This is a genomic window from Sphaerotilus sp. (genome assembly GCF_034519685.1).
In the GTDB taxonomy this organism is placed as follows: domain Bacteria; phylum Pseudomonadota; class Gammaproteobacteria; order Burkholderiales; family Burkholderiaceae_C; genus Sphaerotilus.
In genome coordinates this window covers 311,956-335,780 of sequence record NZ_JAXHOF010000002.1, presented here as the reverse complement: position 1 = coordinate 335,780, position 23,825 = coordinate 311,956, and the positions used below count along the sequence as shown (strand labels likewise).

Annotated in this window: 23 protein-coding genes; 9 read left to right on the top strand and 14 right to left on the bottom strand. The window is 69.6% G+C overall.

The window, feature by feature from the left end:
* Positions 1–136: 136 nt before the first annotated feature.
* Positions 137–2,479, bottom strand: coding sequence for an esterase-like activity of phytase family protein (locus tag U5O44_RS02015; protein WP_322586792.1), 2,343 nt, complete (start codon positions 2,477–2,479; stop codon positions 137–139).
* Positions 2,480–2,590: 111 nt separating this feature from the next.
* Positions 2,591–3,361 (bottom strand): glucose 1-dehydrogenase, encoded by a 771-nt coding sequence (locus U5O44_RS02010; protein ID WP_416222106.1) that lies wholly within the window; start codon positions 3,359–3,361, stop codon positions 2,591–2,593.
* 142 nt (positions 3,362–3,503) lie between these two features.
* Here U5O44_RS02010 and U5O44_RS02005 point away from each other — a divergent pair, with 142 nt between their 5' ends.
* Positions 3,504–4,553 carry an L-idonate 5-dehydrogenase gene (locus tag U5O44_RS02005; protein WP_322587098.1) on the top strand — a complete coding sequence of 350 codons (1,050 nt, stop codon included), beginning with the start codon at positions 3,504–3,506 and terminating at the stop codon, positions 4,551–4,553.
* A 4-nt stretch (positions 4,554–4,557) separates the two neighbouring features.
* Here the strand turns inward: U5O44_RS02005 and U5O44_RS02000 are convergent, their stop codons facing one another.
* The 5 genes from U5O44_RS02000 to U5O44_RS01980 are packed head-to-tail and all read right to left on the bottom strand — an operon-like array spanning position 4,558 to position 7,149.
* A complete protein-coding gene (locus U5O44_RS02000; protein WP_322586790.1) occupies positions 4,558–5,070 on the bottom strand; it encodes a PIN domain-containing protein in 513 nt (170 codons plus the stop codon).
* A complete protein-coding gene (locus U5O44_RS01995) occupies positions 5,067–5,408 on the bottom strand; it encodes a type II toxin-antitoxin system prevent-host-death family antitoxin (RefSeq protein ID WP_322586789.1) in 342 nt (113 codons plus the stop codon). Before U5O44_RS01995 ends, U5O44_RS02000 begins: the two co-directional genes overlap by 4 nt.
* Positions 5,409–5,467: 59 nt before the next feature.
* Positions 5,468–6,409: a LysR substrate-binding domain-containing protein gene (locus U5O44_RS01990; protein WP_322586788.1), complete on the bottom strand. Its 942-nt coding sequence runs from the start codon at positions 6,407–6,409 to the stop codon at positions 5,468–5,470.
* A 1-nt stretch (position 6,410) separates the two neighbouring features.
* On the bottom strand, positions 6,411–6,905 hold the full coding sequence (locus U5O44_RS01985; RefSeq protein ID WP_322586787.1) for a PIN domain-containing protein: 495 nt from the start codon (positions 6,903–6,905) through the stop codon (positions 6,411–6,413).
* On the bottom strand, positions 6,898–7,149 hold the full coding sequence (locus tag U5O44_RS01980; protein ID WP_322586786.1) for a UPF0175 family protein: 252 nt from the start codon (positions 7,147–7,149) through the stop codon (positions 6,898–6,900). The genes U5O44_RS01985 and U5O44_RS01980 overlap by 8 nt, the downstream gene beginning before the upstream one ends.
* 208 nt (positions 7,150–7,357) lie before the next feature.
* Here U5O44_RS01980 and U5O44_RS01975 point away from each other — a divergent pair, with 208 nt between their 5' ends.
* Both U5O44_RS01975 and U5O44_RS01970 read left to right on the top strand, forming a co-directional pair.
* On the top strand, positions 7,358–8,443 hold the full coding sequence (locus U5O44_RS01975; protein ID WP_322586785.1) for a tartrate dehydrogenase: 1,086 nt from the start codon (positions 7,358–7,360) through the stop codon (positions 8,441–8,443).
* A 127-nt stretch (positions 8,444–8,570) separates the two neighbouring features.
* Positions 8,571–9,137, top strand: coding sequence for a chorismate--pyruvate lyase family protein (locus tag U5O44_RS01970; RefSeq protein ID WP_322586784.1), 567 nt, complete (start codon positions 8,571–8,573; stop codon positions 9,135–9,137).
* Positions 9,138–9,153: 16 nt separating this feature from the next.
* Here U5O44_RS01970 and U5O44_RS01965 read toward each other — a convergent pair whose 3' ends face one another.
* The 5 genes from U5O44_RS01965 to U5O44_RS01945 form a co-directional block, all read right to left on the bottom strand.
* Positions 9,154–10,839 carry a glycoside hydrolase family 3 protein gene (locus U5O44_RS01965; RefSeq protein ID WP_322586783.1) on the bottom strand — a complete coding sequence of 562 codons (1,686 nt, stop codon included), beginning with the start codon at positions 10,837–10,839 and terminating at the stop codon, positions 9,154–9,156.
* Positions 10,840–10,873: 34 nt separating this feature from the next.
* On the bottom strand, positions 10,874–12,571 hold the full coding sequence (locus tag U5O44_RS01960) for a DUF2235 domain-containing protein (protein ID WP_322586782.1): 1,698 nt from the start codon (positions 12,569–12,571) through the stop codon (positions 10,874–10,876).
* 101 nt (positions 12,572–12,672) lie between these two features.
* The gene (locus tag U5O44_RS01955) at positions 12,673–13,218 is read right to left on the bottom strand and encodes a DUF302 domain-containing protein (RefSeq protein ID WP_322586781.1); all 546 of its coding nucleotides are present in this window, start codon (positions 13,216–13,218) and stop codon (positions 12,673–12,675) included.
* A 37-nt stretch (positions 13,219–13,255) separates the two neighbouring features.
* Entirely contained in the window at positions 13,256–14,605 is a 1,350-nt protein-coding gene (locus tag U5O44_RS01950) for an NYN domain-containing protein (RefSeq protein ID WP_322586780.1), read from the bottom strand.
* Positions 14,606–14,609: 4 nt separating this feature from the next.
* Complete coding sequence (locus tag U5O44_RS01945; RefSeq protein WP_322586779.1) at positions 14,610–15,668, bottom strand: endonuclease/exonuclease/phosphatase family protein; 1,059 nt, start codon at positions 15,666–15,668, stop codon at positions 14,610–14,612.
* Between the two features lie 143 nt (positions 15,669–15,811).
* Here U5O44_RS01945 and U5O44_RS01940 point away from each other — a divergent pair, with 143 nt between their 5' ends.
* Positions 15,812–16,993 carry an acetyl-CoA C-acyltransferase family protein gene (locus tag U5O44_RS01940; protein ID WP_322586778.1) on the top strand — a complete coding sequence of 394 codons (1,182 nt, stop codon included), beginning with the start codon at positions 15,812–15,814 and terminating at the stop codon, positions 16,991–16,993.
* Between the two features lie 115 nt (positions 16,994–17,108).
* Here the strand turns inward: U5O44_RS01940 and U5O44_RS01935 are convergent, their stop codons facing one another.
* A complete protein-coding gene (locus tag U5O44_RS01935; RefSeq protein ID WP_322586777.1) occupies positions 17,109–17,369 on the bottom strand; it encodes a hypothetical protein in 261 nt (86 codons plus the stop codon).
* Positions 17,370–17,501: 132 nt separating this feature from the next.
* Between U5O44_RS01935 and U5O44_RS01930 the strand changes: the two genes are divergently transcribed.
* The 5 genes from U5O44_RS01930 to U5O44_RS01910 are packed head-to-tail and all read left to right on the top strand — an operon-like array spanning position 17,502 to position 23,672.
* A complete protein-coding gene (locus U5O44_RS01930; RefSeq protein WP_322586776.1) occupies positions 17,502–18,446 on the top strand; it encodes a LysR family transcriptional regulator in 945 nt (314 codons plus the stop codon).
* Positions 18,447–18,487: 41 nt separating this feature from the next.
* The gene (locus tag U5O44_RS01925; RefSeq protein ID WP_322586775.1) at positions 18,488–20,659 is read left to right on the top strand and encodes a peptidase domain-containing ABC transporter; all 2,172 of its coding nucleotides are present in this window, start codon (positions 18,488–18,490) and stop codon (positions 20,657–20,659) included.
* Positions 20,660–20,672: 13 nt separating this feature from the next.
* Positions 20,673–22,031 (top strand): HlyD family type I secretion periplasmic adaptor subunit, encoded by a 1,359-nt coding sequence (locus U5O44_RS01920; RefSeq protein ID WP_322586774.1) that lies wholly within the window; start codon positions 20,673–20,675, stop codon positions 22,029–22,031.
* Between the two features lie 10 nt (positions 22,032–22,041).
* Positions 22,042–22,416: a hypothetical protein gene (locus U5O44_RS01915; protein ID WP_322586773.1), complete on the top strand. Its 375-nt coding sequence runs from the start codon at positions 22,042–22,044 to the stop codon at positions 22,414–22,416.
* Positions 22,413–23,672: a lytic murein transglycosylase gene (locus U5O44_RS01910; protein WP_322586772.1), complete on the top strand. Its 1,260-nt coding sequence runs from the start codon at positions 22,413–22,415 to the stop codon at positions 23,670–23,672. Before U5O44_RS01915 ends, U5O44_RS01910 begins: the two co-directional genes overlap by 4 nt.
* Here U5O44_RS01910 and U5O44_RS01905 read toward each other — a convergent pair.
* Positions 23,632–23,823, bottom strand: coding sequence for a hypothetical protein (locus U5O44_RS01905; RefSeq protein ID WP_322587113.1), 192 nt, complete (start codon positions 23,821–23,823; stop codon positions 23,632–23,634). The two genes, U5O44_RS01910 and U5O44_RS01905, sit on opposite strands and share 41 nt — an antisense overlap.
* Positions 23,824–23,825 lie beyond the last annotated feature (2 nt).

Genomic DNA, 23,825 nt, shown 5'->3' with positions numbered 1-23,825 from the left:
AAATGAAACACATTTTATAAACATGAAGACCCGCAAGATTCCTCTTTTCTGAGGCTCCCCGCAAACCAGCACCTGCAGAACGGTGCCTCTGTCTGGAGCAGCTGCGCGCAGACAGCCGCCCGGCTTCCACCTTCTCTCAGTTCAGGATCTTGCCCAGCCGCACCAGCTGGGTCTCGCCGCTGTTGTCGTTGACGCCATCGTTGTCGGTGACAAACATGGCCTCGCCGCTGGCCAGCACCGCCAGACCTTCGATCTTCTCCAGCACCGGCCCCTTGGTGGCCCGCAGGTCGGGCATCAGGTCGCGCACCAGGGTCTTGCTCAGCGTGCCACCGTCGGTCGCGCCGCTCAGGTCGATGCGGTAGAGGCGCTTGATGCGCGCATCCGGGCCGTTCTGGTTGTCGCGCTCGACCACCAGGAAACGGTTGTTGCCCAGCGCGGTGATTTCCGAGAGACCCACCCAGCCGCCGTTGGGCGAGGTCGCCGCGTCCAGCGGGTAGAAATGGAACTGCCAGGTCTTGGCGGCCAGGTCGTACACCGCGATGCGCGGCATCGTCTCGCCCAGCCAGGCGCGCTGGATCGGCACGACCAGCTTGCCGTTCGACTCGGCCGCGCCCTCGAAGCCGTAGCGGGCCTGGAGCGCGTTGACCGCGTCCGGCAAGGCCACCACCTCCTGGATCACCCCCGTCGCCGACACCCGCAGCAGCAGGTTGGCCGAGGTGATGTTGCGGCCGGTCTCGTAGGCGGTCTTCGAGCCCGCGCCTTCCGAGGCGATCCAGAAGCCCCCGGCACTCGCCAGCGAGATGCCCTCGGGGTCGAGGTTGACCGTCTTGTCGGCGTTGACCATCGCCGCCACGTCGGTCTGGTCGAAGGCCTGGTTGTCCCTGGCGGCCGGCAGGGTGGCGCCGAAGGTCTTCAGCACGTCGTTGGCGTCGGTGATGCGCAGCTCGCTGCGGATGACGGCGGGCGTGACGCCGACATCGACCGAGAAGATGCGGTTGGCGCGGAAGAAGCTGTCATCGACCGCGTACACCGTGTTGCCGCTGGTCGCCGCCACCAGGCCGGACAAGGCCGCCCACGGAATCGGCTTGCCATCGGCACGGTCGGCGGACTGGATCGTCGGGTACTGGGCCGCGGCCTTCTGGTAGCTGTAGAGGTTCAGCGCTGCACGGGCCGGCAGACCGCGGTCGTCCACCTCGCTGGCGGACACCATCAGGCCGCGCGACGGAATCGTCACCAAACCCTCCGGGCTGAGGGCACCGGGCAGCGCCTGCTTGTAGACCGGTGCCGTCGGCTGGCTCATGTCGTAGACGGCCACCACGCTGGAGCGCTCGGACGCGACGAACAGGTAGTCCGTGCTGCCGAAGCGGCCGAAGGCGACGTTTTCCGGCTCGTTGCCCTTGGCATCGTTGCGGCGGTCGTTGGTGTGGCCGATGCGGGCGAGGCGGTATTCCAGGTCCATGCCGACATCGAAGGCCACGCTGCCGTCGGTGTTGAAGATGGTGAAACCGCGGCTGCCGCCGTTCAGATCGCCTTCGTTGGCGGTGGCGAAGCGGGCCTTCGACACCCAGGTCACGCCGTCGGGCTCGCGCAGGCGGTCGGCCTGGGTCTGGTTGAACTGGATGAGGTTCGGCCGCTCGTCGGTCAGGTCGACATCGGTCAGCGTCACGCTGCCGGCGGAGAAATGCCCGCTGACCTTGCCGGTGGCGAGGTCGACCAGCGCGAGGTGGTTGTTCTCCTGCAGCGTGACGACAGCGATGTTGTCCTCGTTGATCGAGACGTACTCGGGCTCCGGGTCGGTGCCGTACAGCGTGGCCAGACCGGTCAGCGCCACATCGCGGCGGGTCCAGGCGGTCGGGGCACCCACCAGGTCGATGATGGCCAGGCGGCCCGCGGGCAGTTGCGGGATCGCTCCGCCGTTGACGCTCTCGTCGCGCTCGTTCTCGATCACGACCGCGGCGTAGCGGCCGTCCTTGCTGACCGCCACCGAATCCGGCTGGCCGCCCAGGTCCAGCTCGGCCACCTTGGTGCGCGTGGCGATGTGCACCACCACCAACTTGCCGGTCGGCGCGGTGAACGACGCCGAAGTGTTCACGGCCACCAGTGCATGCGAGCCGACCACGGCCACCGATGTCGGCTCGCCGTCCAGCGTCAGCGCGCCCAGCCCGACCGGCGCGGCCGGGTCGGTGATGTCGACGAAGCCGATCTGCTGGCTCAGGCCGCTGGTGTAGACCAGCGTCATGCCGTCGGTGCTGGCCGCGACGATCTCGGCGTTCACGGGGGTCGCCGACTCGCAGGAAGAGCCCGCCTGGGCGCAGATGGTGAAGGTCGACACCCGGTTGAAATGCATCGTCGCATCGGGTGTCGAGGCCTGGACGGTGTCGGCCTTGGGGGCGTCATCACCGCCGCCACAGGCGGCCAGCGTCATCAGCATCGACGCGGCCAAGGCAACGGCCGTCTGGCGGAGGGTGGGGAAAGACATGGCGGGGTTCCTTCTGCACGGGGTGATGAAACAAGGTCAACCCGTGACAGTAGGCGGCGGACGTGACAGCGCCGTGAATCCCTGCGCTATGGTTCGCGGTCCGCAGTCCGCTCAGAGACTCGCCGTGATCCCCCCGTCCACATACAGGATGTGCCCGTTCACGAAGCTCGCCGCATCCGACGCCAGGAAGATCGCCGCCCCGCCTAGCTCCTCCACGTCGCCCCAGCGGCCCGAGGGTGTGTGCGCGGTCAGCCAGGCGGTGAAGGCGGGGTCGGCGACCAGCGCGCTGGTGAGTTCGGTCTTGAAGTAGCCGGGGCCGAGTCCGTTGACCTGGATGCCGAACTTGCCCAGGTCGATCGCCATGCCCTTGGTGAGCATCTTCACCGCGCCCTTGGTGGCGGTGTAGGGCGCGATGCCGGGGCGGCCGAGTTCGCTCTGGACCGAGCAGACATTGATGATCTTGCCCCGCCCGCGCGGCACCATGCAGCGCGCCACCGCCTGCCCGACGAGGAAGACGCTGTCGATGTTGGTCGTGGTGATGCGGTGCCAGGCGTCGAGCGGGAACTCGGTGAACGGCGCGCGGTGCTGCATGCCGGCGTTGTTGACGAGGATGTCGATCGGGCCGACCTCCGCCTCGATGCGCGCCACGCCGGCCTGCACCGCGTCGGCGTCGGTCACGTCGAACGCGAAGGCCCGCACGTCGACGCCCTGCCCGGCCAGCGCCGCACGGGTCACCTCCAGCCGCTCGGCGTCGCGGGCATTGAGCACCACGCGGGCACCGGCCGAGGCCAGTGCACACGCCAGCGCCAGGCCGATGCCCTTGCTGGAGCCGGTGACGAGGGCGATGCGGCCGGTGAGGTCGAAACTGAGGTGTTTATTCATCATACGAAAGTAGCGGCATCGCCCGCAAAGGTCAACCCGCGAAACCCGGCTTGTTCCCCTGCCAAGCCTCGCTATAGTGGCCCGCACATTCCGAGGAGATCCGATGACCGATGACATCGCCGATGACATGACCGGCCGCCCGCTGCGCCTGCGCTGTCGCTGCCTGCTGATCCACGCGCCGGACGACCTGCGCATCGAGGAGCAGGACGCGGGCGAGATGGCCCCGGGACAGGTGACGGTGCAGGTCGGCATGGGCGGCATCTGCGGCTCGGACCTGCATTACTTCCACCACGGCGGCTTCGGCACCGTGCGCATCAAGCGGCCGATGGTGCTCGGGCATGAAGTCGCCGGCACGGTGATCGCGGTCGCGCCGGACGTGACGCGGGTGCAGGTCGGCGACCGGGTGGCGGTGAATCCGAGCCGGCCGTGCGGGGCGTGCCGGTTCTGTCTGGAGGGCTTGCCGAACCAGTGCCTGGAGATGCGCTTCTACGGCAGCGCCATGCGCGATCCGCACGTCGAGGGCGCATTCCGGCAGCTGCTGGTGTGCAACGCGGTGCAGTGCGAGGCGGTGGCGCCGCAGGTGCCGCTGATGCTCGCGGCGCTGGCGGAGCCGTTCTCGGTCGGGCTGCACGCGGTGTCGCGGGCCGGGTCGCTGCTGGGCAAGCGGGTGCTGGTGTCGGGCTGTGGGCCGATCGGCTGTCTGGCGATCGCGGCGGCGCGGGTGCATGGCGCGGCGGAGATCGTCGCGGTGGACGTGACCGACGAGACGCTGGCGGTGGCCAAGGCCATGGGCGCCGACCGCACGATCAACGTCGCGACCGACACCGACTGGGTCGCCCGCTACAGCCCGGACAAGGGCACCTTCGACGTGATGATCGAATGCTCGGGCAACGAGCGGGCGCTGCGGGCGGGGCTGGACGTGATGCGCCCGCGTGGCGTGGTGGTGCAGCTCGGACTGGGCGGCGACGTGAACATCCCGCAGAACCTGATCGTCGCCAAGGAGCTGAGCCTGTGCGGGTCGTTCCGTTTCCACGCCGAGTTCGCGCTGGCGGTGCGGCTCATCAACGAGGGGCGGGTCGATCTGCGGCCGATGGTCACGCGCACCTACCCGCTGGCGCAGGCGCGGGAGGCGTTCGAGCTGGCGAGCGATCGGCGGCGGGCGATGAAGGTGCTGATCGACTTCGACGCTTGAGCGGTCAGACGGCTTCGCCCGCCCGCCGCAGCACCTCGCGCACCAGCACATCCGACAGGAAATATCCCTCGGCTTTCATGCGCGCCAGCACGGGCGCCACCGCCGGCAGCAAGCCCTTGCGCCTGGCCTGCAGCAGCACGCCAGCGCTGCCCACGACCGCCAGCCCTCGACGCTGGGCGACCTCTCGGCCCAGTCGCGCATCCATCAGCACCGTGGCCCGGAGTTCCAGCGCCAGCGCGATGGCGGCCGTTTCTCCCGCGTCCAGTGAGGCAAGCGGACGCAGCGCGGACAGGGCAGGCGCATCGTTCAGCACCCGGATCCAGCCCTGCGCCTGGGCTTGCTGCAAGGCGGGCGCACCGGGCCGATCGCCGGTCTCCGTGCATTCGCGCCACACGGTGCGCGGCACCACCACCCCGCCCGTCACCCCCCACAGCACGGCCAGTTGTTCCACCCGAGCGAACACGCTCAACGGGCTGCTGTCGGCCACCAGCACCACGGCAGCGGGACGGGCCTTCATCCGCGCGGGCCGAGGGTGTCCAGTGCCACCAGCTCCTGGTCCAGCTCCTCTGCCGGGTAATCCACCGCAGGGACACCGGCATCGGCGAGCTGCTGCATGAAGCGGAACTTGTCCTGCTCGGCAAACCGCGCCGCCTTGGCCAGGCTGAGCACCCCGTCCTGGAACAGCTTCATCGCCAGCGCGACCCGGACACCGTGCTGCAGCATCGGCTCGTCCAGCGGCACGGCCACGAACACGGGCTGGCCGTGCTTGGCCACCACGCTGAGGTGGCCGGCCTCGGCCTCGCGGATGAGTTCACCCGTGCGGTCGCGCAGGTCGCGTACGGAAAACGTCTGCATGGGGCACCTTCTGGATTTTCAGGACGGTTTGGCCAGGGCGATGTGGGAAAAATTTACCGCTACTTGATGGCACAAGCTGGATTGTGCGCCGATTCCGGGGCAGCGAACGACTGCGCCACGAAGCCCACGAACGCCCGCACCCGCGCCGCCAGCCGGTGCCGCTGCGGGTACACCGCGTAGATGTCGGCGTCCGGCGTGCAGCACTGCGGCAGCACCTGCACGAGCCGGCCGTCCCGCAGGTAACGCGCGATGTCCCACTCGGCGCGCATCAGGATGCCGTGGCCGTCCAGCGCCCAGCGCACCGCGATCTCGCCGTCGTTGGTGGTGAGGTTGCCGCGGGTCTTGATCGCCTCGGTGGTCACGGCCCCGCCCCGCCCGCTCGACAGCCGCCACAACCCGTAGGCTTCCTCCCCTTGGCGGATGCCGATGCAGTTGTGCTGCGTCAGGTCGTGCGGCACCTTGGGCGACCCAAAGCGGGCGAGGTAGGCAGGCGAGGCACACAGCAGCCGCCGGTTCGGGGCCAGCCGCTGCGCGATGACGCGGCTGTCCGGCGGCGCGCCGAAGCGGATGCAGACATCGAAGGCGTCCTCGGTCAGCGGCGGCGGGTTGACCGAGAGCTGCAGTTGCACCTCCACCTGCGGGTACTGGCGCAGGAAACGCGAGATCAGCGGCGCGACGTGGCTGCGGCCGAAGCCGAGCGTGGCGTTGACCCGCAGCAGCCCCGTCGGCGTCGAGCGCGACACGCCCAGCTCCTCCTCCATGTGGCCGATCTCGCCGAGGATGCGCCGGGCGTGTTCGAGGTAACGCTCGCCCTCGGGCGTCAGGCCCATGCGCCGCGTCGTGCGGTTGACGAGCACGACGCCCAGGCGCGACTCCATCAGCGCCAGGTGCTTGCTCACCGCCGGCGTGGTGATGCCCAGCTCGCGGGCAGCGGCGCTGAGGCTGCCGGCGCTGGCCAGCGTGGAGAAGAAGCCCAGGTCGGCGGGCTGGATGGCGTCCATGTCAATGCGACAGCGCGAACTGCATGACACGGTCGCTCAGCCATATGCCGTGCTGCCGCATGCGCACCAAGGCTTGCGGCACATCTACGGCAAATCCCGTCTGCCTGGCCTTGACCAAGAGGCCGATGGAGCCGGTCAGGTTCAGCTCGCACAAGCGTGCGACCCGGCGGCCGGCGGCCTCGTCGATGCAGACCAGCGGCAGCCCCAGATCCAGCGCCGTCTGGATCACGGCAGCCTCGCCCTTGTCGAGCGAGTTCTGAAGCCAAGGCTGAATGCGCACGGGTGCGGGCTGCACATCCAGCCACGCCGCCGCCGCGTTGAACACCTCGACGCCAAATGCCTGCGCGCCACCCACGCGCACTTCTTGTGCCACCTCCAGCGGCACCACGACCCGCGCATACAGATGGCGCAAGATTTCCAGACCACCCGTCGCTGCAGTCAAGGCAATCAAGGGCGTGGTGTTGGTCACCAACACCCGATTTTCCGACTCAGGCATGGACCACATCCCCCGCCAGCTCATCCTCGGACAGGTCGATCAGCGGCACGCCAAAACGCGGCAGTTGCGCCAGGAATGTCAACCGATCCATGCCGATGAGCTGGGCGGCCATGCCGGATGACAGACGCTTCATCTCATACAGCTTGGCGGCCATCGCCAGCTTGGCTTCCTGGGCAAAGTCTTCTGGCATCTGGTGCAGGACGTCCAGATAGTTCTGAGGCACTTCAACCACGATTTGCAGCATCACTCGCTCCGTTCATCCACAGCACACACCCTTACCCCCGACCTTACCTCACCCACCTTCGGCGCCACGGCATGGTGGTGATCCAAGAGATTGTTGAATCCAGGTGAAGGATGGTTTCACTTTAGCCCCGAATTAGCGGGGTTTCCAGTGCCTACAGTGCGGCCACTCCACCCACAGCGCGCCCACCGCACGCCCACAGGACACCCCCATGAAGACCTACTCGATCGCAACCATCCCCGGCGACGGCATTGGCAAGGAAGTCGTGCCCGCCGGCCAGCAGGTGCTGCAGGCCCTGGCCGAGTCCGGCAATGGCAACACCTTCCGCTTCGACTTCGAGGACTTCGACTGGGGCGGCGACTACTACCGCCAGCACGGCGTCATGATGCCCGCCGACGGTCTGGACGCACTGCGCGGCAAGGACGCGATCCTGTTCGGCTCGGCGGGCGACCCGCAGATCCCCGACCACATCACGCTGTGGGGCCTGCGCCTGAAGATCTGCCAGGGCTTCGACCAGTACGCCAACGTGCGCCCGACGCGCATCCTGCCGGGCATCGACGCCCCGCTGAAGCGCTGCCGGCCCGAAGACCTGAACTGGGTCATCGTGCGCGAGAACTCGGAAGGCGAATACTCCGGCGTCGGCGGCCGGGTCCACCAGGGCCACCCGATCGAGGCCGCCACCGACGTGACGATGATGACCCGCGTCGGCGTCGAGCGCGTGATGCGCTTCGCCTTCAAGCTGGCGCAAAGCCGCCCGCGCAAGCTGCTGACCGTCGTGACCAAGAGCAACGCCCAGCGCCACGCGATGGTGATGTGGGACGAGATCGCCGCGCAGGTCGCGCTGGAGTTCCCCGACGTGAAGTGGGACAAGGAGATCGTGGACGCCTGCACCGCGCGCATGGTCAACCGCCCGGCCACGCTCGACACCCTCGTCGCCACCAACCTGCACGCCGACATCCTCAGCGACCTCGCCGCCGCGCTGGCGGGCAGCTTGGGCATCGCCCCGACCGGCAACATCGACCCGGAGCGCCGCTACCCGTCGATGTTCGAGCCGATCCACGGCTCTGCCTTCGACATCATGGGCAAGGGACTCGCCAACCCGGTCGGCACGTTCTGGAGCTGCGTGATGCTGCTGGAGCACATCGGCGAGCCGGAAGCGGCCCAGCGCCTGATGTCGGCCATCGAGCAGGTCACCGCCAACCCCGCGCTGCACACCGGCGACCTGGGCGGCACGGCCACCACCGCCGCCGTGACGCAGGCGGTGTGCGAGCGGCTGGCGCGCTGGCGCCGGGGGTGACGTGCACCAACGTGAACGACTTCCGGGCGGTGCTGATCGCGTGAGGCCCCGGGCGGCCGCTACAGTGCGGCCGTCCACCGCATCGCCGCCCCCGGCCAGGCGGTGTCGCCTCACCCGAAGTCCGCCCATGCCTGTCACTCCCCTTCCGGCGCTGCAGCGTCACACCTTCCACGCGCCGGCCGATGCGCCAGCGGTGGCTGCACTCGCGCAACGCGAACTGCGGCTGCTGCTGGCGCAGGACGGCTCGGCCACCCGCCTGTGCGAGGTGGTCGCTGCCGGCCCCGTCTCGCTGCAGCTGCTGGACCAGAAGACCGTCGAGCAGGTGCCGCCCGAAGTACGCAGGCACCTGCCCGGCACAGCGTTCATCGAGCGCATCACCTGCCTGCACGCCCACGGTGAGGTGATGATGGACAACCTGTCGTACATCGCCCTCGACGGCCTGGCCCCCGCGCTGCGGCGCGCGCTGGACGGTGGCCGGATCCCGATCGGCCACCTGCTGGCGCACCTGTGGGTGCGCCGCACCTTCCTCGACCGCACGCCCCCGGCGCTGGGCGCGCGGCTGTGGGGCGCGGTCGGCCTGCCCGACGCCGAGGCCACCCGCACCTACTGCATCGTGACACCGGAAGGCCCGCGCATGCTGATCACGGAAACCTTCCGGCGCGGCATGCGGCTCGATCCGCCCCGCCCCGCCTGAGACGTCCGACGCACGCTCAGTACGCCGCGTCCGGCAACCCGCAGAACGCATCCACCGGGCTCACCCCCGTGAACGCCTCCTCGCCCAGCAGCTTGCGCACCACCGCGTGCTGCACAGGCGAGGCCGCCGTGTAGGCGTTGACGACACACGGCATGCGCGGCGCGTCGTAGAGGTAGTACGGATGCCCGAACGACACCAGCGCGCACGGGATGTCGTGCCAGTAGCGGCGCATCGCCGTCGTCCAGTGGCCGTGCAGGCGGGCCCAGTCCAGGTAGATGTGCGAGCGCACCAGCAGCGACTCCTGCGCCAGCAGGTAGAGCACGAGGTCGGTGTCGGCGGGCGTGGGCGGCTGCGCGGGGTCGAAGGCGCGGACCTCGAAGCCCTGCGCCGCCAGCAGCGCGGGCACCTCCAGCGGTCTGGCCGCCTGCCCGGCAAAGCCGCCGCGTTCCGGGTCGGTGACGACGACGATGCGGCGGTGGCGCTCGACATTCAGCGGCAGCAGCCCGCGCACGTCCTTCACCCGCGTCACGCTGGCGCTCGCCACGCGCTGCTCCACATCGAGGTGCGCCGGCTGGCGGACCACGGCGCGCGTCTGTTCCAGCGGCGGCAGCCGCTCGTCCACGGTCTTGCGGTGCAGCCCCAGCGCCGCCTTCAGGCCGAGCACGCGGGTCACCGCCTCCTCGACACGCGCCTCCGTCAGCCGGCCATCGGACAGCGCGCGCATGACGTGGCCAAAATCCACCTCGAACGGGCTCGGGAACAGCAGCATGTCGCAGCCGTTGGCGATCACCTCCGGGATGCACTCGGCACGGTCCGCCCAGGCCGACAACCCCGCCATGCCGCTAGCGTCCGAGACGATCAGGCCGTTGAAGCCGAGTTCGCTGCGCAGCAGGTCTTCGTTCAGGCCACGCGACACACACGCCGGTCGGCACAGCTCCAGCCCGGCCGCGCCGTGTTCACGCGCGTAGGCCGGCAGCGCGATGTGCGCCGACATCACCGTCATCAGCCCGTCGTCGATCAGGCCGCGGTAGATCCGCCCGAAGCGCTCGCGCCACGCGGGCATGTCGAGCGGGTTGATCGTGGTGACGAGGTGCTGGTCGCGGTCGTCGAAGCCTTCGCCCGGCCAGTGCTTGGCGGTGGCGGCGATGCCGTGGCGCTGGAAGGTGGCGACGTTGACGCGGGCCTGCGCGAGCACGGTGTCCACATCCGCGCCATAGGAGCGCGTGGCGACGATGGCGCTGCGGAAGGCGGCGTTGAGGTCGGTGACGGGGGTGAAGGTCCAGTTGTAGCCCATCGCCCGCGCTTCGCGCGCCAGCACGGTGACGGCCTCCTCCGCCAGTGCGGTCGACCCCGTGGCGGCCAATCCCAGCTGGTTGGGCAGCGCAGTCCCGAACGGCAGGCCGATCGCGCCGCCCTCAATGTCGCCGCTGATGAGCAGCGGAATCTCGCTGCGCTCGATCAGCGCCCGGGTGGCGCGCCAGCTCGCGTCGAGATCCGTGCCGCCGAAGCGGGTGACGCCGCCAACGCCGAGCGCTGCGAGGGCGGCCACTTGCGCCTCGTCATCGCCATGGGCCGCGACGTTGAAGAGCTGGCGCACCTTCTGCTCGGGGGTGAGCGTGCGCAGATGGCCGGCGACCCAGGCGATGCCCGTGTCGTCCAGGTGGAATGGGGACAGACGGAGCGAATCCAGCGTGGTGGTCATGGGTCAGCCTGGCGATGGGAACGAGGCGGACAGCTTAGCCCGACCGAGTCCCTGGCACAGCACGCGGGGGACGCCATGCCAGCAGCATCTGCACCAGCAGCACCAGCACAGCCGCCAGCAGCACGAACTTCAGCGCCGACAGCAGCGCCACCCCGCCGGCCACCAGTCCGACCAGCACCTCGTGCGACCACCAGCCCGGCGTGACCGCCGGTGGCGTGGACAAGGCCAGCGCCCACAGAGTGCCCTGGTTCTCCAGCAGGTCCACACCCGCCAGCGGCAGCATCACCCGCGCCAGCGGCCCGCCCGATCGGCGTTGTGGATAGCGCGCTGCGGGCACCTGCGGCCACAGCGCCACGGTCAGCATCAGCACCGCCGTGTAGACCAGCACGAACACCTGGTCGCCACGCAGCAATGCCACCACCTGCGGCCACTGCTGACCGGACCACTCCAGCAGGGACCGCCCCAGATCCCACCAGTGCGTGCGGGCCAGCCCGAGCTGTTGCTCCCAGGCCAGGGCCAGGCCCTGCCCGGTCAGGCTGTCGCGCAGCCGGGTGATCAGCAGCAGCAGACACAAGATCCAGACCGGCAGCATCCAGCGTGGTGGACGCTGCCATCGGTCGCGGTCACCGCAAGCCCCCGCCGACCAGCGTTCAAGGGCGTGCGCCGGCTCGACCCGTACCTGCGGGGGCAGCGCAATGCGTTCCGGGCCGTGGACCGCCGCCCGCACCAAGACCGAGGCGTGGACCGTCTCCTGCCGCAGATCGACCTCGCGCTGGAACACCCCGACCAGCGCCCAGGTCGGGCACAGCGTCACCTCGCTGTGAAGAGTGCCGCAGGGGTCACCCTGCCAGCGCGCCAGCACGGACAGGTCGAGCCGCAACCCCAGGTCGTGGGCCTGTCCCGCCATCCATTGCAGGGCGATGGTGGACAAGCCGGCTTCGGCATACCCCCCGCCCACGTCCGAATGGGCACCGCGGAACCAGACCTGGCGGAAGGTCTGTCCCGGATCGAGCGACTCCGCCGGCAGGGTGTAGCGCCGCGGCAGGAAGGTCCAGCGCAACTCATCCAGCGCCAGCGCGTGGCGCACATGGCGGTAGCTGGGCTTGACCTGCGTATTGCGCGGGTTGCTGGAGCCGACCCCGAACATCTGCGACATGCCCACCGTCTCGACCGTGTCCCAGACCCCGATGAAATGCACCTCCACGCCAGACCGGCAGAAGCGGTCGCCGAACGCGCGGATGCCGGCCGCAACCTCCTCCGGGGTGGGATGGTCGGGATCGACCGGGTGGCGGTACAGCCGCAGCAGCGTGGACATCAGGTGCTCATGTCCCGGTCGCAGCAGTCCGAACAGGTGGATCAGCCCCGACACCACCCGGACCGTGAACGCCCCGCGCGAGAACCCGAAGAGGTAGATGCGGTCGCCCGGCTGGTGGTGGTGGCACAGGAAGAGGTAGGCCTGCGCGACGTTGTCCCAGACCCCATCGCCCCAGGCCAGCCCGGCCACCCGGCGCAGCGTGTCCAGCGAGAACAGTCCCGCACGTCCCCCGGTGCCGACCAGACCGTCCGGGGTGCCGACCCCCGGGTCGTAGTAGCCGAGCTGCTGCGGGTCGTCGCGCGGCAGGGCCATGAAGAGCCGGACCACATTGGTGTCGCAGACTCCAGGACGCCACAGATTGCCCGTGCCATCACAGCACACCACCAGATTGCGGCCGACAGCGGATTCGGAGTCCATCGTGCACCTCGCCAGGATCGAAGCATGGCTGCACGGTACCGCCCCTTGGCGCGGGTGTCATCCTCCGGGCAGAGGACGGCACATCCGGACACCGCATGCGGTCAGAACTCGCCTGTCGAGCCCCGGTCCAGCATCGCCCAGATCCCGTCGCGCACCCGCCCCGCCTCGGCCTTCAGCTCGGGCGGCAGCTTGCGGCCCATGCGGGTCATCATGTCCATGTTGAGCGTGTAGAGCCACAGCCCGTCCTCGCGCTCCATCAGCGTCACGCGGCACGGCAGGTAGGCGGCCATCGCCGGCGAGAACTCCAGCATGCGCAGCGCGATGGTCGGGCTGCAGTAGCTGTAGACCTTGAGGAAACGTGGCCGCTGGCCCGCGGGCAGCGGCAGATCCTTGGCCGGCGACAGCTCCCCCACGGCACGCAGGTTGTATTCGGCCGCGATGCTGGCCAGCGACTGCTCGATCTGCTCGACCGTCACGCCGGGGGCCACCTTGCGCTCCCAGGTCGTGGCCGAGGCGATGTCCCCGCCACTGTCCACCCAGCGCTCCCACATGCGCAGGGCTTCGGGGCCGGCACCGTCTTCGAGGTTGGCCACGGCGCGCAGCGTGCCGCAGCCACTCAGCAGGCCGACCAGCAAGCCCGCGGTCATTGCGCGCAACACGCCTTGTCGAGACCGCCACATCACGTCAGGCCTCCGCGACACGGTCGGTGATCCAGCGCTGCAGCTGCGCTGGCGCGCTGTCGTCCATCACGAGCTGTTCACGCCGGCACAGGTTGATGAGATTGCCCACCAGCCGGTAGGACAGCGTCGGCACATCGTCCTCGCCGCGGCCGAACTCGTGGCCGCACAGCAGCAGCCCGCGCAGCACCCAGTTGACCGACTCGCGGCTGACGTCGTGGCCGTTCTCGCGCAGCTGGTCGCGCACACGCTTGCCGGTGTCGTTGAGCTGGAAAGGCTGGGCGGCGACATCGGCCGCCACCGCCTCGAACAGCGCACGGAAATCCCGTGGCGACAACAGCGGCACACCCGTCGTGTCGTGCACCTGGCGGATCAGCGCCAGCAGGGCCGGGTCGATCCCCCAGTCGGTGGCGTCGAAGCCGCTGCGCACCGGCGACGGCGCGCGCAGCACATGGCGGGCCGGATCGTAGAGGTGGCCACCCGACGCGCTCCAGTCGAGCTGCAGCGGCGCGAGGTCCAGCGATTCCATGAAGCGGCGAAATCCGCCCTGACCCAGCCAATCCGGGGCCAAGCCCGGGTGGTCATGCATCAGCCGCGAGGCCAGCCGCGCGCACGGCACCGGCAAGTCCGCCCGCTGCACATCGGCACGGATGCGCTCGACCAGTGCGTCGGCACTCGGCAGGACCGGCATCTGCGCGGCCGGACCCGGTGGCAGCTCCGACGGCACCGGTGGGCTGGACAACACCGTGAACGCGGGCGCGGAGGCCGCAGGAGGCGCCGAGACCAGCAGCTCCGACGACGTGATCACCGGCAGCGGTGGCTCGTCCAGCTCGCGCACGCCCATGCCCATGGCCTCGCGCACGAACAGGTCGGTGTCGATCAGCAGGTCGGCCGACGCACGGTAGGCCGCCGACGGGAAGCCAACCGCCAGCACCGTGGTCCGCCGGTCCCAGCGGCGCAGCTTGCGCAGCACGGGAGTGAAGTCCGCGTCGGCCGAGAAGACGATGAACTCGTCGTAGTGCACCTGGTGCTGCAGCAGGTCGACCATGTCGAGCACCATGTGGATGTCGGTGCTGGTCTTGCCTTCGCTGGTCATCGCCGGGCAGTCGACGATCTCGAAGCCGGCGTGGTTGAACGAGGGACGGAAGCGCTGGTAGACCTGCGGGTTGAGGTAGACCCGCCGAACCAGCAGCCGGCGGCGGGCCTCGGCCGAGACGCCGTCCGGCAGCGCCAGGTCGCGCACCAGCCAGTTCACCCACTCCAGCGGCTGGCGGCCGAAACGCTCGGCAATCATCGGGTCAAGCTTGCGCAGGCCCGAATACACGTTGTCGAAATCCACGAAGAGGGCCGATTTCATCTTGTCAGGGTTCTTGTTGTGCAGCGGGTTGTTCCGCTTGTCGCAGAGGCAGGGACAGGGGCGGGGACTTGAAGCGCAGCAGCGCCCGCACGAAGCCATGGTCACTGCGTGTGCGGTCGCGGCCTTCGTGCAGGTGGTCGTTGAAATACTCGACCCGCCGCACATCGCCGATGGCGAATTTTGCGCTACCCACCAGCTCCTCGCTGACCCAGATCTGGTCGAGCAGATCCGGCCAGCCCTGGAACACATGCGAATACGCCAGGTCGCGGCGCAGGGCCGGCTCGCTCTGCACGTCGTAGGCATGGAACAGCGCGACATCGCGCGCCTTGCGGTCGTAGGCCACGGCCTGGGTGGCGGCGATGAGCTGGCTGGTCACCGACTGCGGTCCGTCGTTCATGTCGCCCAGCAGCACCAGCGGGTCGCGCGTGCGGTGGATGAGGTCGGTCACCAGCCCGCGCAAGGCGGCCGATTCCGCGCCGCGCAGGATGAGCGAGCGCAGCGAGGCGCGGGCGACCACACGCGGATCGTCCCGGTCCTCCAGCTCGGTGCCAGCGGCATCCTGCAGGAACTTGGGGCGCTTGGACTTCAGGTGCGTGACCAGCACATGCAGGCGCTGCCCGCGTTTCGTGCGCAACACGGCGTGCAGCACGGGGCGCTCGAAGCGGGTGTGCAGCCCGATCTCGGGCACCTCGACCGCCTCGCCCGGCGCAAAATCGGCCACGCTGCGCACCGACTCCACCTCCAGCCGCGTGACCAGACCGACACGCGGCGTGCCCTCGGCACCGGACTCGGCCCCTGGCACCAGCACCTTGGGCGGACGCAGGCCGCTGCGGGCCACGGCAGCCTTGAGCGCCGCCTCGTCCCAAACCTCCTGAACGCCGATCACATCGGCGTTCAGGCGGCGGAACATGCCGCCCAGCCAGTCGAGCTTGCGCTCGTGCTCGCTGGCGCCATAGGGCTCCTGGTTGGGATAGAACACCCGCCCCGGCAACGCCAGGTTGAGCAGGTTGCAGCTCGCGACCTGTACGGTCGCCCAGTCGGGGGGCGTGGACACTTCGTTCATGCCCGGAGTCTGACGCAACGACACCGCCCTCGCATCCGTTCATGACCGCATGGCGGACGGTTCGTCAGCAATCTGTAGCGTAGGCGGAGTACCGTTTGCGTCGCGACCCCAAATCCCCATCCATCCCCTGGAGGAAGACAAACATGACCCGCGAAGTATTCATCGTCAGCGCCGCCCGTTCTGCCATCGGCACCTACGGCGGCACGCTCAAGGACACGCCGCTGGCCGACCTGGCCACGACCGTCGTCAAGTCCGCCATCGAACGCGCCGGCGTGCCGGCCGACGCCGTCGGCCACCTGGCCATGGGCACCGTCGTCACCACCGAGCCGCGCGACTGCTACCTGAGCCGCGTGGCCGCCGTGAACGCCGGCTGCTCGCAGGAAACGCCGGCCTTCAACGTCAACCGCCTGTGCGGTTCGGGCCTGCAGGCCATCATCTCGTCGGCCCAGGCCATCCTGCTGGGCGACTGCGAAGTGGCGATCGGCGCCGGTGCCGAGAACATGAGCCGCGGCGCCTACCTGCTGCCGACCAACCGCTGGGGCGCGCGCATGGGCGACACGCAGGTGATCGACCTGATGGTCGGCGCGCTGCACGACCCGTTCCACAAGATCCACATGGGCCTGACGGCCGAGAACGTGGCCGAGAAGTTCGGCATCACGCGCCAGATGATGGACGAGCTGACGGTCGAGAGCCACCGCCGCGCCGCGCAGGCCATCGCCGAAGGCCGCTTCGCCAGCCAGATCGTGCCGATCGAGATCAAGACCCGCAAGGGCGTGGTCCAGTTCGTCACCGACGAACACGTCAAGGCCGACACCACGATGGAAAGCCTGGCCAAGATGCGCCCGGCCTTCAAGAAGGACGGCATGGTCACCGCCGGCAACGCCTCCGGCATCAATGACGGCGCCGGCGCCGTCGTGCTGGCCAGCGCTGAAGCGGTCAAGGCCCACAACCTGAAGCCGATCGCCCGCCTGGTGACCTACGCGCACGCTGGCGTGGACCCGACCATCATGGGCATCGGCCCGGTGCCGTCGACCCGCATCGCGCTGAAGCGCGCCGGCCTGTCGATCGGCGACATGGACGTGATCGAAGCGAACGAAGCCTTCGCCGCACAGGCCTGCGCCGTGTCGAAGGAACTCGACCTCGACCCGGCCAAGGTCAACCCGAACGGCTCGGGTATCTCGCTCGGCCACCCGATCGGCGGCACCGGCGCGATCATCACGACCAAGGCCCTGTACGAACTGCAGCGCATCAACGGCCGCTACGCGCTGGCCACGATGTGCATCGGCGGCGGCCAGGGCATCGCGGCGATCTTCGAGCGCTGCTGATCCAGCGCCAGGCGCCCGACCTCAGGCGCCTGACCGCAACAAAAGCCGGGCCGGTGTGCCCGGCTTTTTTGCGTCCGGAGCCGCTGTCTCAGCGGTCTCGGTTATCTCAGTTGTCTCAGTTGTACTTCGCGCCGCCGGCGATTTCCTGGGCATGCAGGGCTGCTGCGCGCAGGTCGGCCGCATACGACGGCTGGGTCGCCTCGTAGCTGTTGGCCCATTCGATCAGCTCTTCGGCCGTGCGCGGCTCATAGGGCTGGCCGGCTTCGGCGATGCGGGTGGACAGCTTGTACAGGGCGTCGGCCATGGCGTCGACGAGGAACACCGCGAACGAGCGAGCGGTGGTGGTGTTGGAAGCGGGAACGAGAACCATCGACATTTCAGACTCCTTAGGGTTAACCCTTGGTGAACCGGAGTATGGGGTAAACCCTAGATATGCTGTTAGATGGTTCTGTGAATCCTTGATATTCGTATGGTGAATGTCAAGGGATTTCCGCGGCATCATGCACGGATGAACTTCCGCACCCTGGACCTCAACCTGCTGCGCGTCTTCGACACCGTGATGGCCGAGCGCAACCTCACCCGCGCCGCCGACCGGCTGGCGATGACGCAGCCCGCCGTGAGCAACGCGCTGCGCCGACTGAAAGACGCCGTGGGCGAGACGCTGTTCACCCGCGCCGCCTTCGGCGTGGTGCCGACCGCCCGAGCCGACGCGCTCTGGCCCGAGGTGCGCACGGCGCTGGCGCAGTTGCGGCATGTCTTCGAGCCGACCGATTACGACCCCGTCCACCAGCCACGCACCTTCGCGCTGGCGATGGCGGACGCCGCCTCGGCGCTGCTGCTGCCGCCGCTGGTGCAGCGCCTGCAGATGCAGCGGGCGCTGGCGGATCTGCGCGTGCTGCCGCTGACCACCCGCGACCCGACGCCGCTCCTTGACCGGGGCGAAGCGGACCTCGCGATCGGGCACTTTCCCGACCTGGTCTCGCGCCAGGTGACCCTCGGCGCCAACGCCCCGCTGCGCCACCAGCGGCTCGACGAGAGCGAACACGTCTGCGTGATGCGGCGCGGGCATCCGCTGGAAGCGGTCGAGCTGACGATGGACGACTACTGCGCCGCCGAGCACCTGCTGGTGAGCTTTTCGGGGCGGGCGCATGGCCAGGTTGATGAAGCGCTGGCCGGGCTGGGGCGGCAGCGGCGGGTGGTGCTGGCGGTGAACCAGTACTTCACCGCCGGGCGGGTCGTCGCGCGCACGGACCTGCTGACCGTCATGCCGCGCGCCTTCCTGGCGGTCACCGGGGCGGCGGACGATCTGGTGTGCCGGCCGCTGCCGGTGAAGCTGGCGCCGCTGCAGTTGCAGATGGTGTGGCACCGGCGGCATGACATCGATCCGGCGCAACGGTGGCTGCACCGGCAGGTGGTGGAGGCGGGCCCTGGAACCGGGGCGGCCCCTGCCTGAACCAGCAGATATGCTATCGGTTTCCCCCGGACTGATCCGCCTTGGCCACCCCACCTCCCCACGACAGCGCCCCTCTCGCCACCGGCCTCCAGTGCCTGGTCGCCGTGGCCCGCCACCACCGCCTGTCCACCTCCGAGGAGCAGATCCGCCGCTCGCATCTGGACGGCGTGACCGCGCAGACACCTGCGCCCGCGCAACTGCTGTCCGCCGCCGCATCGCTCGGCCTGAAGGCCCGACGCACGCGCCTCCAGTGGGCCGATCTCGACAAGCTGCAGGACACGCTGCCGATGATCGCGGTGCTGGCGAACGGGCATTTCGTGGTGATCGTGGCGCGCAAGGAGACGACCGAGGGACCGGCCGTCGCGGTGCTGGATCCGCTGGCGCAGCCGCCCAACGCGATCTTCCTGCTGGACAAGGAACGCTTCGAGGCGGCCTGGTCCGGGGACGTGATCCTGGTCAAGCGGGAATACGCCCTGAGCGACGAACACCAACCCTTCGGCCTGCGCTGGTTCATCCCCGAGATGCTGCGCCAGCGCCACCTGCTGCGCGATGTGGCGGTGAGCGCGCTGGTGCTGCATGTGCTGGCGCTGGCGATGCCGATCTTCATGCAGCTCGTGGTGGACAAGGTGATCGTCCACCGCGGCTACTCGACGCTGTACGTGATGACCGCCGGCATCGTGCTGGCGCTGCTGTTCGACGCCATCTTCACGTACCTGCGCCAGAACCACCTGCTGCACGCGACCAACCGCATCGACATGCAGCTCGCGCGCAAGACCTTCGCGCACCTGCTGAAGCTGCCGATCACCTTCTTCGACACCGGCACCGCGGGCGTCATCACCCGCCACATGCAGCAGGCCGAGAAGATCCGCCAGTTCCTGACCGGGCGCATGTTCTTCACGCTGCTGGACGCCAGCGTGCTGATCGTCTTCCTGCCGATGCTGTTCTTCTACTCGCCAACGCTCACGGGCATCGTGGTGGCGTTTGCTCTGGCGATCGGGGCGGTGGTGTTCGCGCTGATTCCCGCCTTCCGGGCGCGGCTGCAGGCGCTCTACACCGCCGACGGCGACCGCCAGGCGATGCTGGTCGAGACCATCCAGGGCATGCGCACCGTCAAGGCCATGGCGATCGAGCCGCAGCGCCGGCGCGAGTGGGAGGAACGCTCGGCGCGCACCATCGGCCTGCATTTCAAGGTCGGCCGCATCTCGATGACCGCGCAGGCGGTGATGGGCTTTCTGGAGAAGCTGATGCCGGTGGCGGTGATCGCCGTCGGGGCGCACGCGGTGTTCGACCAGACGATGACGGTGGGCGCGCTGATCGCCTTCCAGATGCTGTCGGGCCGGGTGGTGGCGCCGCTGGTGCAGATCGTCTCGCTGGTCCACGAGTACCAGGAGACGGCGCTGTCGGTGAAGATGCTCGGCGAGATCATGAACCGACCGGCCGAGGGCATGCGCGCCTCGGGCGGGCTGGAGCCGGCGCTGACCGGCAAGATCGAGTTCGACGGCGTGACCTTCCGCTACGCGCCAAACGCCCCGCCCTCGCTCGACCGGCTGAGCTTCACGCTGCCGGCGGGCAAGGTGGTCGGCGTGGTCGGGCGCAGCGGCTCGGGCAAGACGACGCTGACGCGGCTGATCCAGGGCCTCTACCCGGTGCAGGAAGGCGTGATCCGCTTCGACGGCGTCGACAGCCGCGAGATCGACCTCGCCCACCTGCGCCGCAGCATCGGCGTGGTGCTGCAGGAGAACTTCCTGTTCCGCGGCTCGGTGCGCGACAACATCGCCGTCGCCAAGCCCGGCGCCGCGCTGGAGGAGATCGTCGAGGCGGCCCGCATCGCCGGCGCGGACGAGTTCATCGAGCGCCTGCCGCAGGGCTACGACACGCTGCTGGAGGAAAACGCCACCAACCTCTCCGGCGGCCAGCGCCAGCGGCTGGCGATCGCCCGCGCGATGCTGCTGCAGCCGCGCATCCTGATCCTCGACGAGGCGGCCAGCGCGCTCGACCCCGAATCCGAGGCCATCTTCCTGGGCAACCTCTCGCGCATCGCCGCCGGGCGCACCGTGCTGATCGTGTCGCACCGGCTGTCCACGCTGGTCAAGGCCGACGCGATCATGGTGCTCAACCGCGGCCTGATCGTGGACGCCGGCCGCCACGAGGAGCTGGTCAAGCGCTGCGAGATCTATCAGCTGCTGTGGCGCCAGCAGATGCAGAGCCTGTGACGGGACCACGACGATGACGACCAATCCACCCACCGCCGCCCAGGTCGACCAGCTCCTGCGCGACTTCGTGCCCGAAGCGCGCGCCATCGAACTGCAGGAGCCGCCCGCCAGCGGCCGCTGGACGCTCTATGCCCTGCTCGCCCTGCTCACCAGCGCCATCGTCTGGGCCAGCGTGTCGCGGATCGACCGCCTCGTCACCGGCACCGGCCGGCTGGTGACGCCGGTGGCCAACCTGACCGTGCGGCCGCTGGAAGGCGGCGTGCTGCGCACGCTGAACGTGCGTGTCGGGCAGGTCGTGCGCCAGGGCGAGGTGCTGGCCACCCTCGACCAGACCTTCGCCGGCTCGGACGCGCGCCAGCTCGATTCGCGCCGCGAGACGCTGACGCTGCAGTCGCAGCGCCTGCAGCGCGAAGTCGACGGCACCCGCACGCCCACCCCCGGCGCCCGCAGCGCGGCCACCGACACCGGCCAGCGCGCGCTGCAGTCGCAGCTGCTGGCCGAGCGGCAGGCCACCTTCGCCGCCCGGATGCGCCAGTTCGACGAAGGCATCGCCCGCCTGAAGGCCACGCTGGAGACCAACCGGCAGGACCAGGCCGCGCTGGCCCGGCGGGTCGCGGCGCTGGAGGAGCTGGAGCGCATGCAGTCCGACCTCGAAGCCAGCCAGTACGTCTCCAAGGCGCAGCGGCTGGAGATCCAGGACAAGCGGCTCGAAGTCCAGCGCGACCGCACGCAGGCCATCAACCGCGAGCAGGAGATCCTGCGCGAGATCGCCGCCGTCGAGGCCGAGCGCACCACCTTCGGCAAGGCCTGGCGGCAGGAGGCAATGGAGAAGCTCTCCACCACCGTGCAGGAGCGCGACGAGGTCACCGAGCAGGCCAACAAGGCGCGGCTGCGCTCGTCGCTGGTCACGCTGGTGGCGCCGCAGGACGCGGTGGTGCTGGAGATCGGCAAGGTGTCGGTGGGCGCCGTGGTGCGCGAATCGGAGCCGCTGCTGACGCTGGTGCCGATCGGGCAGACGCTGGAGGCCGAGGTCGAGATCCGCCCCGAGGACATCGCCGAGATCCGCCTCGGCGACACCGCGCGGCTGAAGTTCGACGCCTACCCGTTCCAGAAACACGGCACCGCCACCGGCCGCGTCACCAGCGTCAGCGCCGACGCCTTCAGCCGCCAGAGCCCGCTGGGCAGCCCGGACTACTACTACCTGGCCCGCGTCGCGCTGGTGGACACGCGCCTGGACGGCCTGAAGGAGCCGCCGCGCCTGCTGCCCGGCATGACGATGCGCGGCGAGGTCATCACGGGCGAGCGCCGGGTGATCTCGTACTTCCTGTACCCGATCATCCGCACGCTCGACGAGTCCTTCCGCGAGCGCTGAGGCCGCCCCCATGACCACCGCCTTGCGCGTCATCGCCATCCACGCCGACGCACCGCCCAAGCCGGACTGGGGCGCGCCGTGCAACGGCTGCGGCGTGTGCTGCCTGAGCGAGCCGTGCCCGATCGGGATGCTGCTCAGCGGGAAACGCCGGGGCGCCTGCACTGCGCTGGTGTGGGATGACGCGCAGGGGCGCTACCTCTGCGGCGTGCTGGTCGGCCGGCGCGACGTGCTGCCGGCCGGCTGGCGGCCACTGGGCGGCTTGCTGCAACGCAGCGCACGGCGGATGATCGCCGCCGGTGTCGGCTGCGACTGCGACATCGAACTGGACGACGACCTCCCCGCCCCTGCCCCCGCCCCTGCCCCTGCCCACGATCCCGCCCCATGACCCTGCCCACCTGCTGCACCGCCGCGGCCCTCGCGCTGGCCTGTTCGACCGCCTTGGCCCAGACCGACGAGTTCTCTCGCTGTCTGGCCGACCTGAAACCCGCCGCGCAGGCCGCGGGTGTGCGCGGCGACACCTTCGACCGCCACACCCAGGGTCTCGCCGCCGACCTGACGGTGATCGACAAGCTGAACTTCCAGCCCGAGTTCAGGACGCCGATCTGGGACTACCTCGCCGGGCTGGTGGACGAGGAGCGGGTCGAGCAAGGCCGCACCCTGCTCGCGCAGCACGCCGAGGTGCTCGCGCAGGTGCAGGCGCGCTACCGGGTCGATCCGGCCACCGTCGTCGCGGTGTGGGGCGTGGAAAGCAACTTCGGGCAGACCTTCGGCAAGTACCCGCTGGTGCAGGCGCTGGGCACGCTGTCGTGCATCGGGCGGCGGCAGGCGTATTTCCGCGGTGAGCTGTTTGCCACGCTGCGCATCCTGCAGGCTGGCCACATCGCGCCGGAGCGGCTGGTCGGCTCATGGGCCGGCGCCTTCGGGCACACGCAGTTCATGCCGAGCACCTTCGAGCGGCTGGCGGTGGACTTCGACGGCGATGGTCGACGCGACCTGATGGACAGCGTGCCGGACGCGCTGGGCTCGACCGCGAACTTCCTGGCCCGGGCGGGCTGGCAGGACGGGCGGGCGTGGGGCTGGGAAGTGCGGCTGCCAGCGGGGTTTTCGGTCGCCGGACAGGGCCGCAAGGTCCGCCAGCCGCTGTCCGCCTGGGCCGCCGCCGGGCTGCGGCTCGCGGATGGCACGCCCTTGCCGGCCGGCACCGAGCCCGCAGGGCTGATGACCCCGGCCGGCGCGACCGGCCCGGCCTTCCTCGTGACGCGCAACTTCGATGCGCTCTACAGCTACAACGCCGCCGAGAGCTACGGGCTGGCGATCGCGCACCTGTCGGACCGGCTGCGCGGCGGCGGGCCGTTCGCGACGCCGTGGCCGACAGACGACGCCGGCCTGTCACGCGCCGAGCGCCGCGAGGTGCAGACGCTGCTGTCGGCACGTGGACACGACATCGGCGAGATCGACGGCATGCTCGGTGACCGCAGCAAGGCCGCGGTGCGCATGGAACAGGCAAGGCTGGGGCACGAGGTCAATGCCCGCGCGGGTCAGCGCCTGCTGCGGGCGCTGCGGGCGGAGGCGCTGCCCGCAGCGCCCGCCGCCGAGCCGATCACGCCTTCTTCTTCGAGCGATCCGGCACCACGGTCGTGACGGTCGGTCGCACCGGGTCGAGGGACATCGGCTTGGGAGGCGACGTGTCCTTCTTCGGTTTCTTGGCTTCCTTGCTGCTGCGCTGGCCCTTGGGCATGGTGGTCTCCGGTGGATACAGGGTGGGGTCATGGACCGGCAACGCGCCGGCCATGG

Excerpts from the sequence above, each read along its gene's own strand:
- U5O44_RS01910 (WP_322586772.1), top strand. The coding sequence starts at position 22,413 with ATGACCCTGCCCACCTGCTGCACCGCCGCGGCCCTCGCGCTGGCCTGT.
- U5O44_RS01940 (WP_322586778.1), top strand. The coding sequence starts at position 15,812 with ATGACCCGCGAAGTATTCATCGTCAGCGCCGCCCGTTCTGCCATCGGC.
- U5O44_RS01995 (WP_322586789.1), bottom strand. The coding sequence starts at position 5,408 with ATGCAGACGTTTTCCGTACGCGACCTGCGCGACCGCACGGGTGAACTC.
- U5O44_RS01945 (WP_322586779.1), bottom strand. The coding sequence starts at position 15,668 with ATGAACGAAGTGTCCACGCCCCCCGACTGGGCGACCGTACAGGTCGCG.
- U5O44_RS01975 (WP_322586785.1), top strand. The coding sequence starts at position 7,358 with ATGAAGACCTACTCGATCGCAACCATCCCCGGCGACGGCATTGGCAAG.
- U5O44_RS01970 (WP_322586784.1), top strand. The coding sequence starts at position 8,571 with ATGCCTGTCACTCCCCTTCCGGCGCTGCAGCGTCACACCTTCCACGCG.
- U5O44_RS01935 (WP_322586777.1), bottom strand. The coding sequence starts at position 17,369 with ATGTCGATGGTTCTCGTTCCCGCTTCCAACACCACCACCGCTCGCTCG.
- U5O44_RS01960 (WP_322586782.1), bottom strand. The coding sequence starts at position 12,571 with ATGGACTCCGAATCCGCTGTCGGCCGCAATCTGGTGGTGTGCTGTGAT.
- U5O44_RS01915 (WP_322586773.1), top strand. The coding sequence starts at position 22,042 with ATGACCACCGCCTTGCGCGTCATCGCCATCCACGCCGACGCACCGCCC.
- U5O44_RS02010 (WP_416222106.1), bottom strand. The coding sequence starts at position 3,361 with ATGAATAAACACCTCAGTTTCGACCTCACCGGCCGCATCGCCCTCGTC.
- U5O44_RS02015 (WP_322586792.1), bottom strand. The coding sequence starts at position 2,479 with ATGTCTTTCCCCACCCTCCGCCAGACGGCCGTTGCCTTGGCCGCGTCG.
- U5O44_RS01980 (WP_322586786.1), bottom strand. The coding sequence starts at position 7,149 with ATGCTGCAAATCGTGGTTGAAGTGCCTCAGAACTATCTGGACGTCCTG.
- U5O44_RS01920 (WP_322586774.1), top strand. The coding sequence starts at position 20,673 with ATGACGACCAATCCACCCACCGCCGCCCAGGTCGACCAGCTCCTGCGC.
- U5O44_RS01955 (WP_322586781.1), bottom strand. The coding sequence starts at position 13,218 with ATGACCGCGGGCTTGCTGGTCGGCCTGCTGAGTGGCTGCGGCACGCTG.
- U5O44_RS01965 (WP_322586783.1), bottom strand. The coding sequence starts at position 10,839 with ATGACCACCACGCTGGATTCGCTCCGTCTGTCCCCATTCCACCTGGAC.
- U5O44_RS01985 (WP_322586787.1), bottom strand. The coding sequence starts at position 6,905 with ATGCCTGAGTCGGAAAATCGGGTGTTGGTGACCAACACCACGCCCTTG.
- U5O44_RS01950 (WP_322586780.1), bottom strand. The coding sequence starts at position 14,605 with ATGAAATCGGCCCTCTTCGTGGATTTCGACAACGTGTATTCGGGCCTG.
- U5O44_RS02000 (WP_322586790.1), bottom strand. The coding sequence starts at position 5,070 with ATGAAGGCCCGTCCCGCTGCCGTGGTGCTGGTGGCCGACAGCAGCCCG.
- U5O44_RS01990 (WP_322586788.1), bottom strand. The coding sequence starts at position 6,409 with ATGGACGCCATCCAGCCCGCCGACCTGGGCTTCTTCTCCACGCTGGCC.
- U5O44_RS01930 (WP_322586776.1), top strand. The coding sequence starts at position 17,502 with ATGAACTTCCGCACCCTGGACCTCAACCTGCTGCGCGTCTTCGACACC.
- U5O44_RS01905 (WP_322587113.1), bottom strand. The coding sequence starts at position 23,823 with ATGGCCGGCGCGTTGCCGGTCCATGACCCCACCCTGTATCCACCGGAG.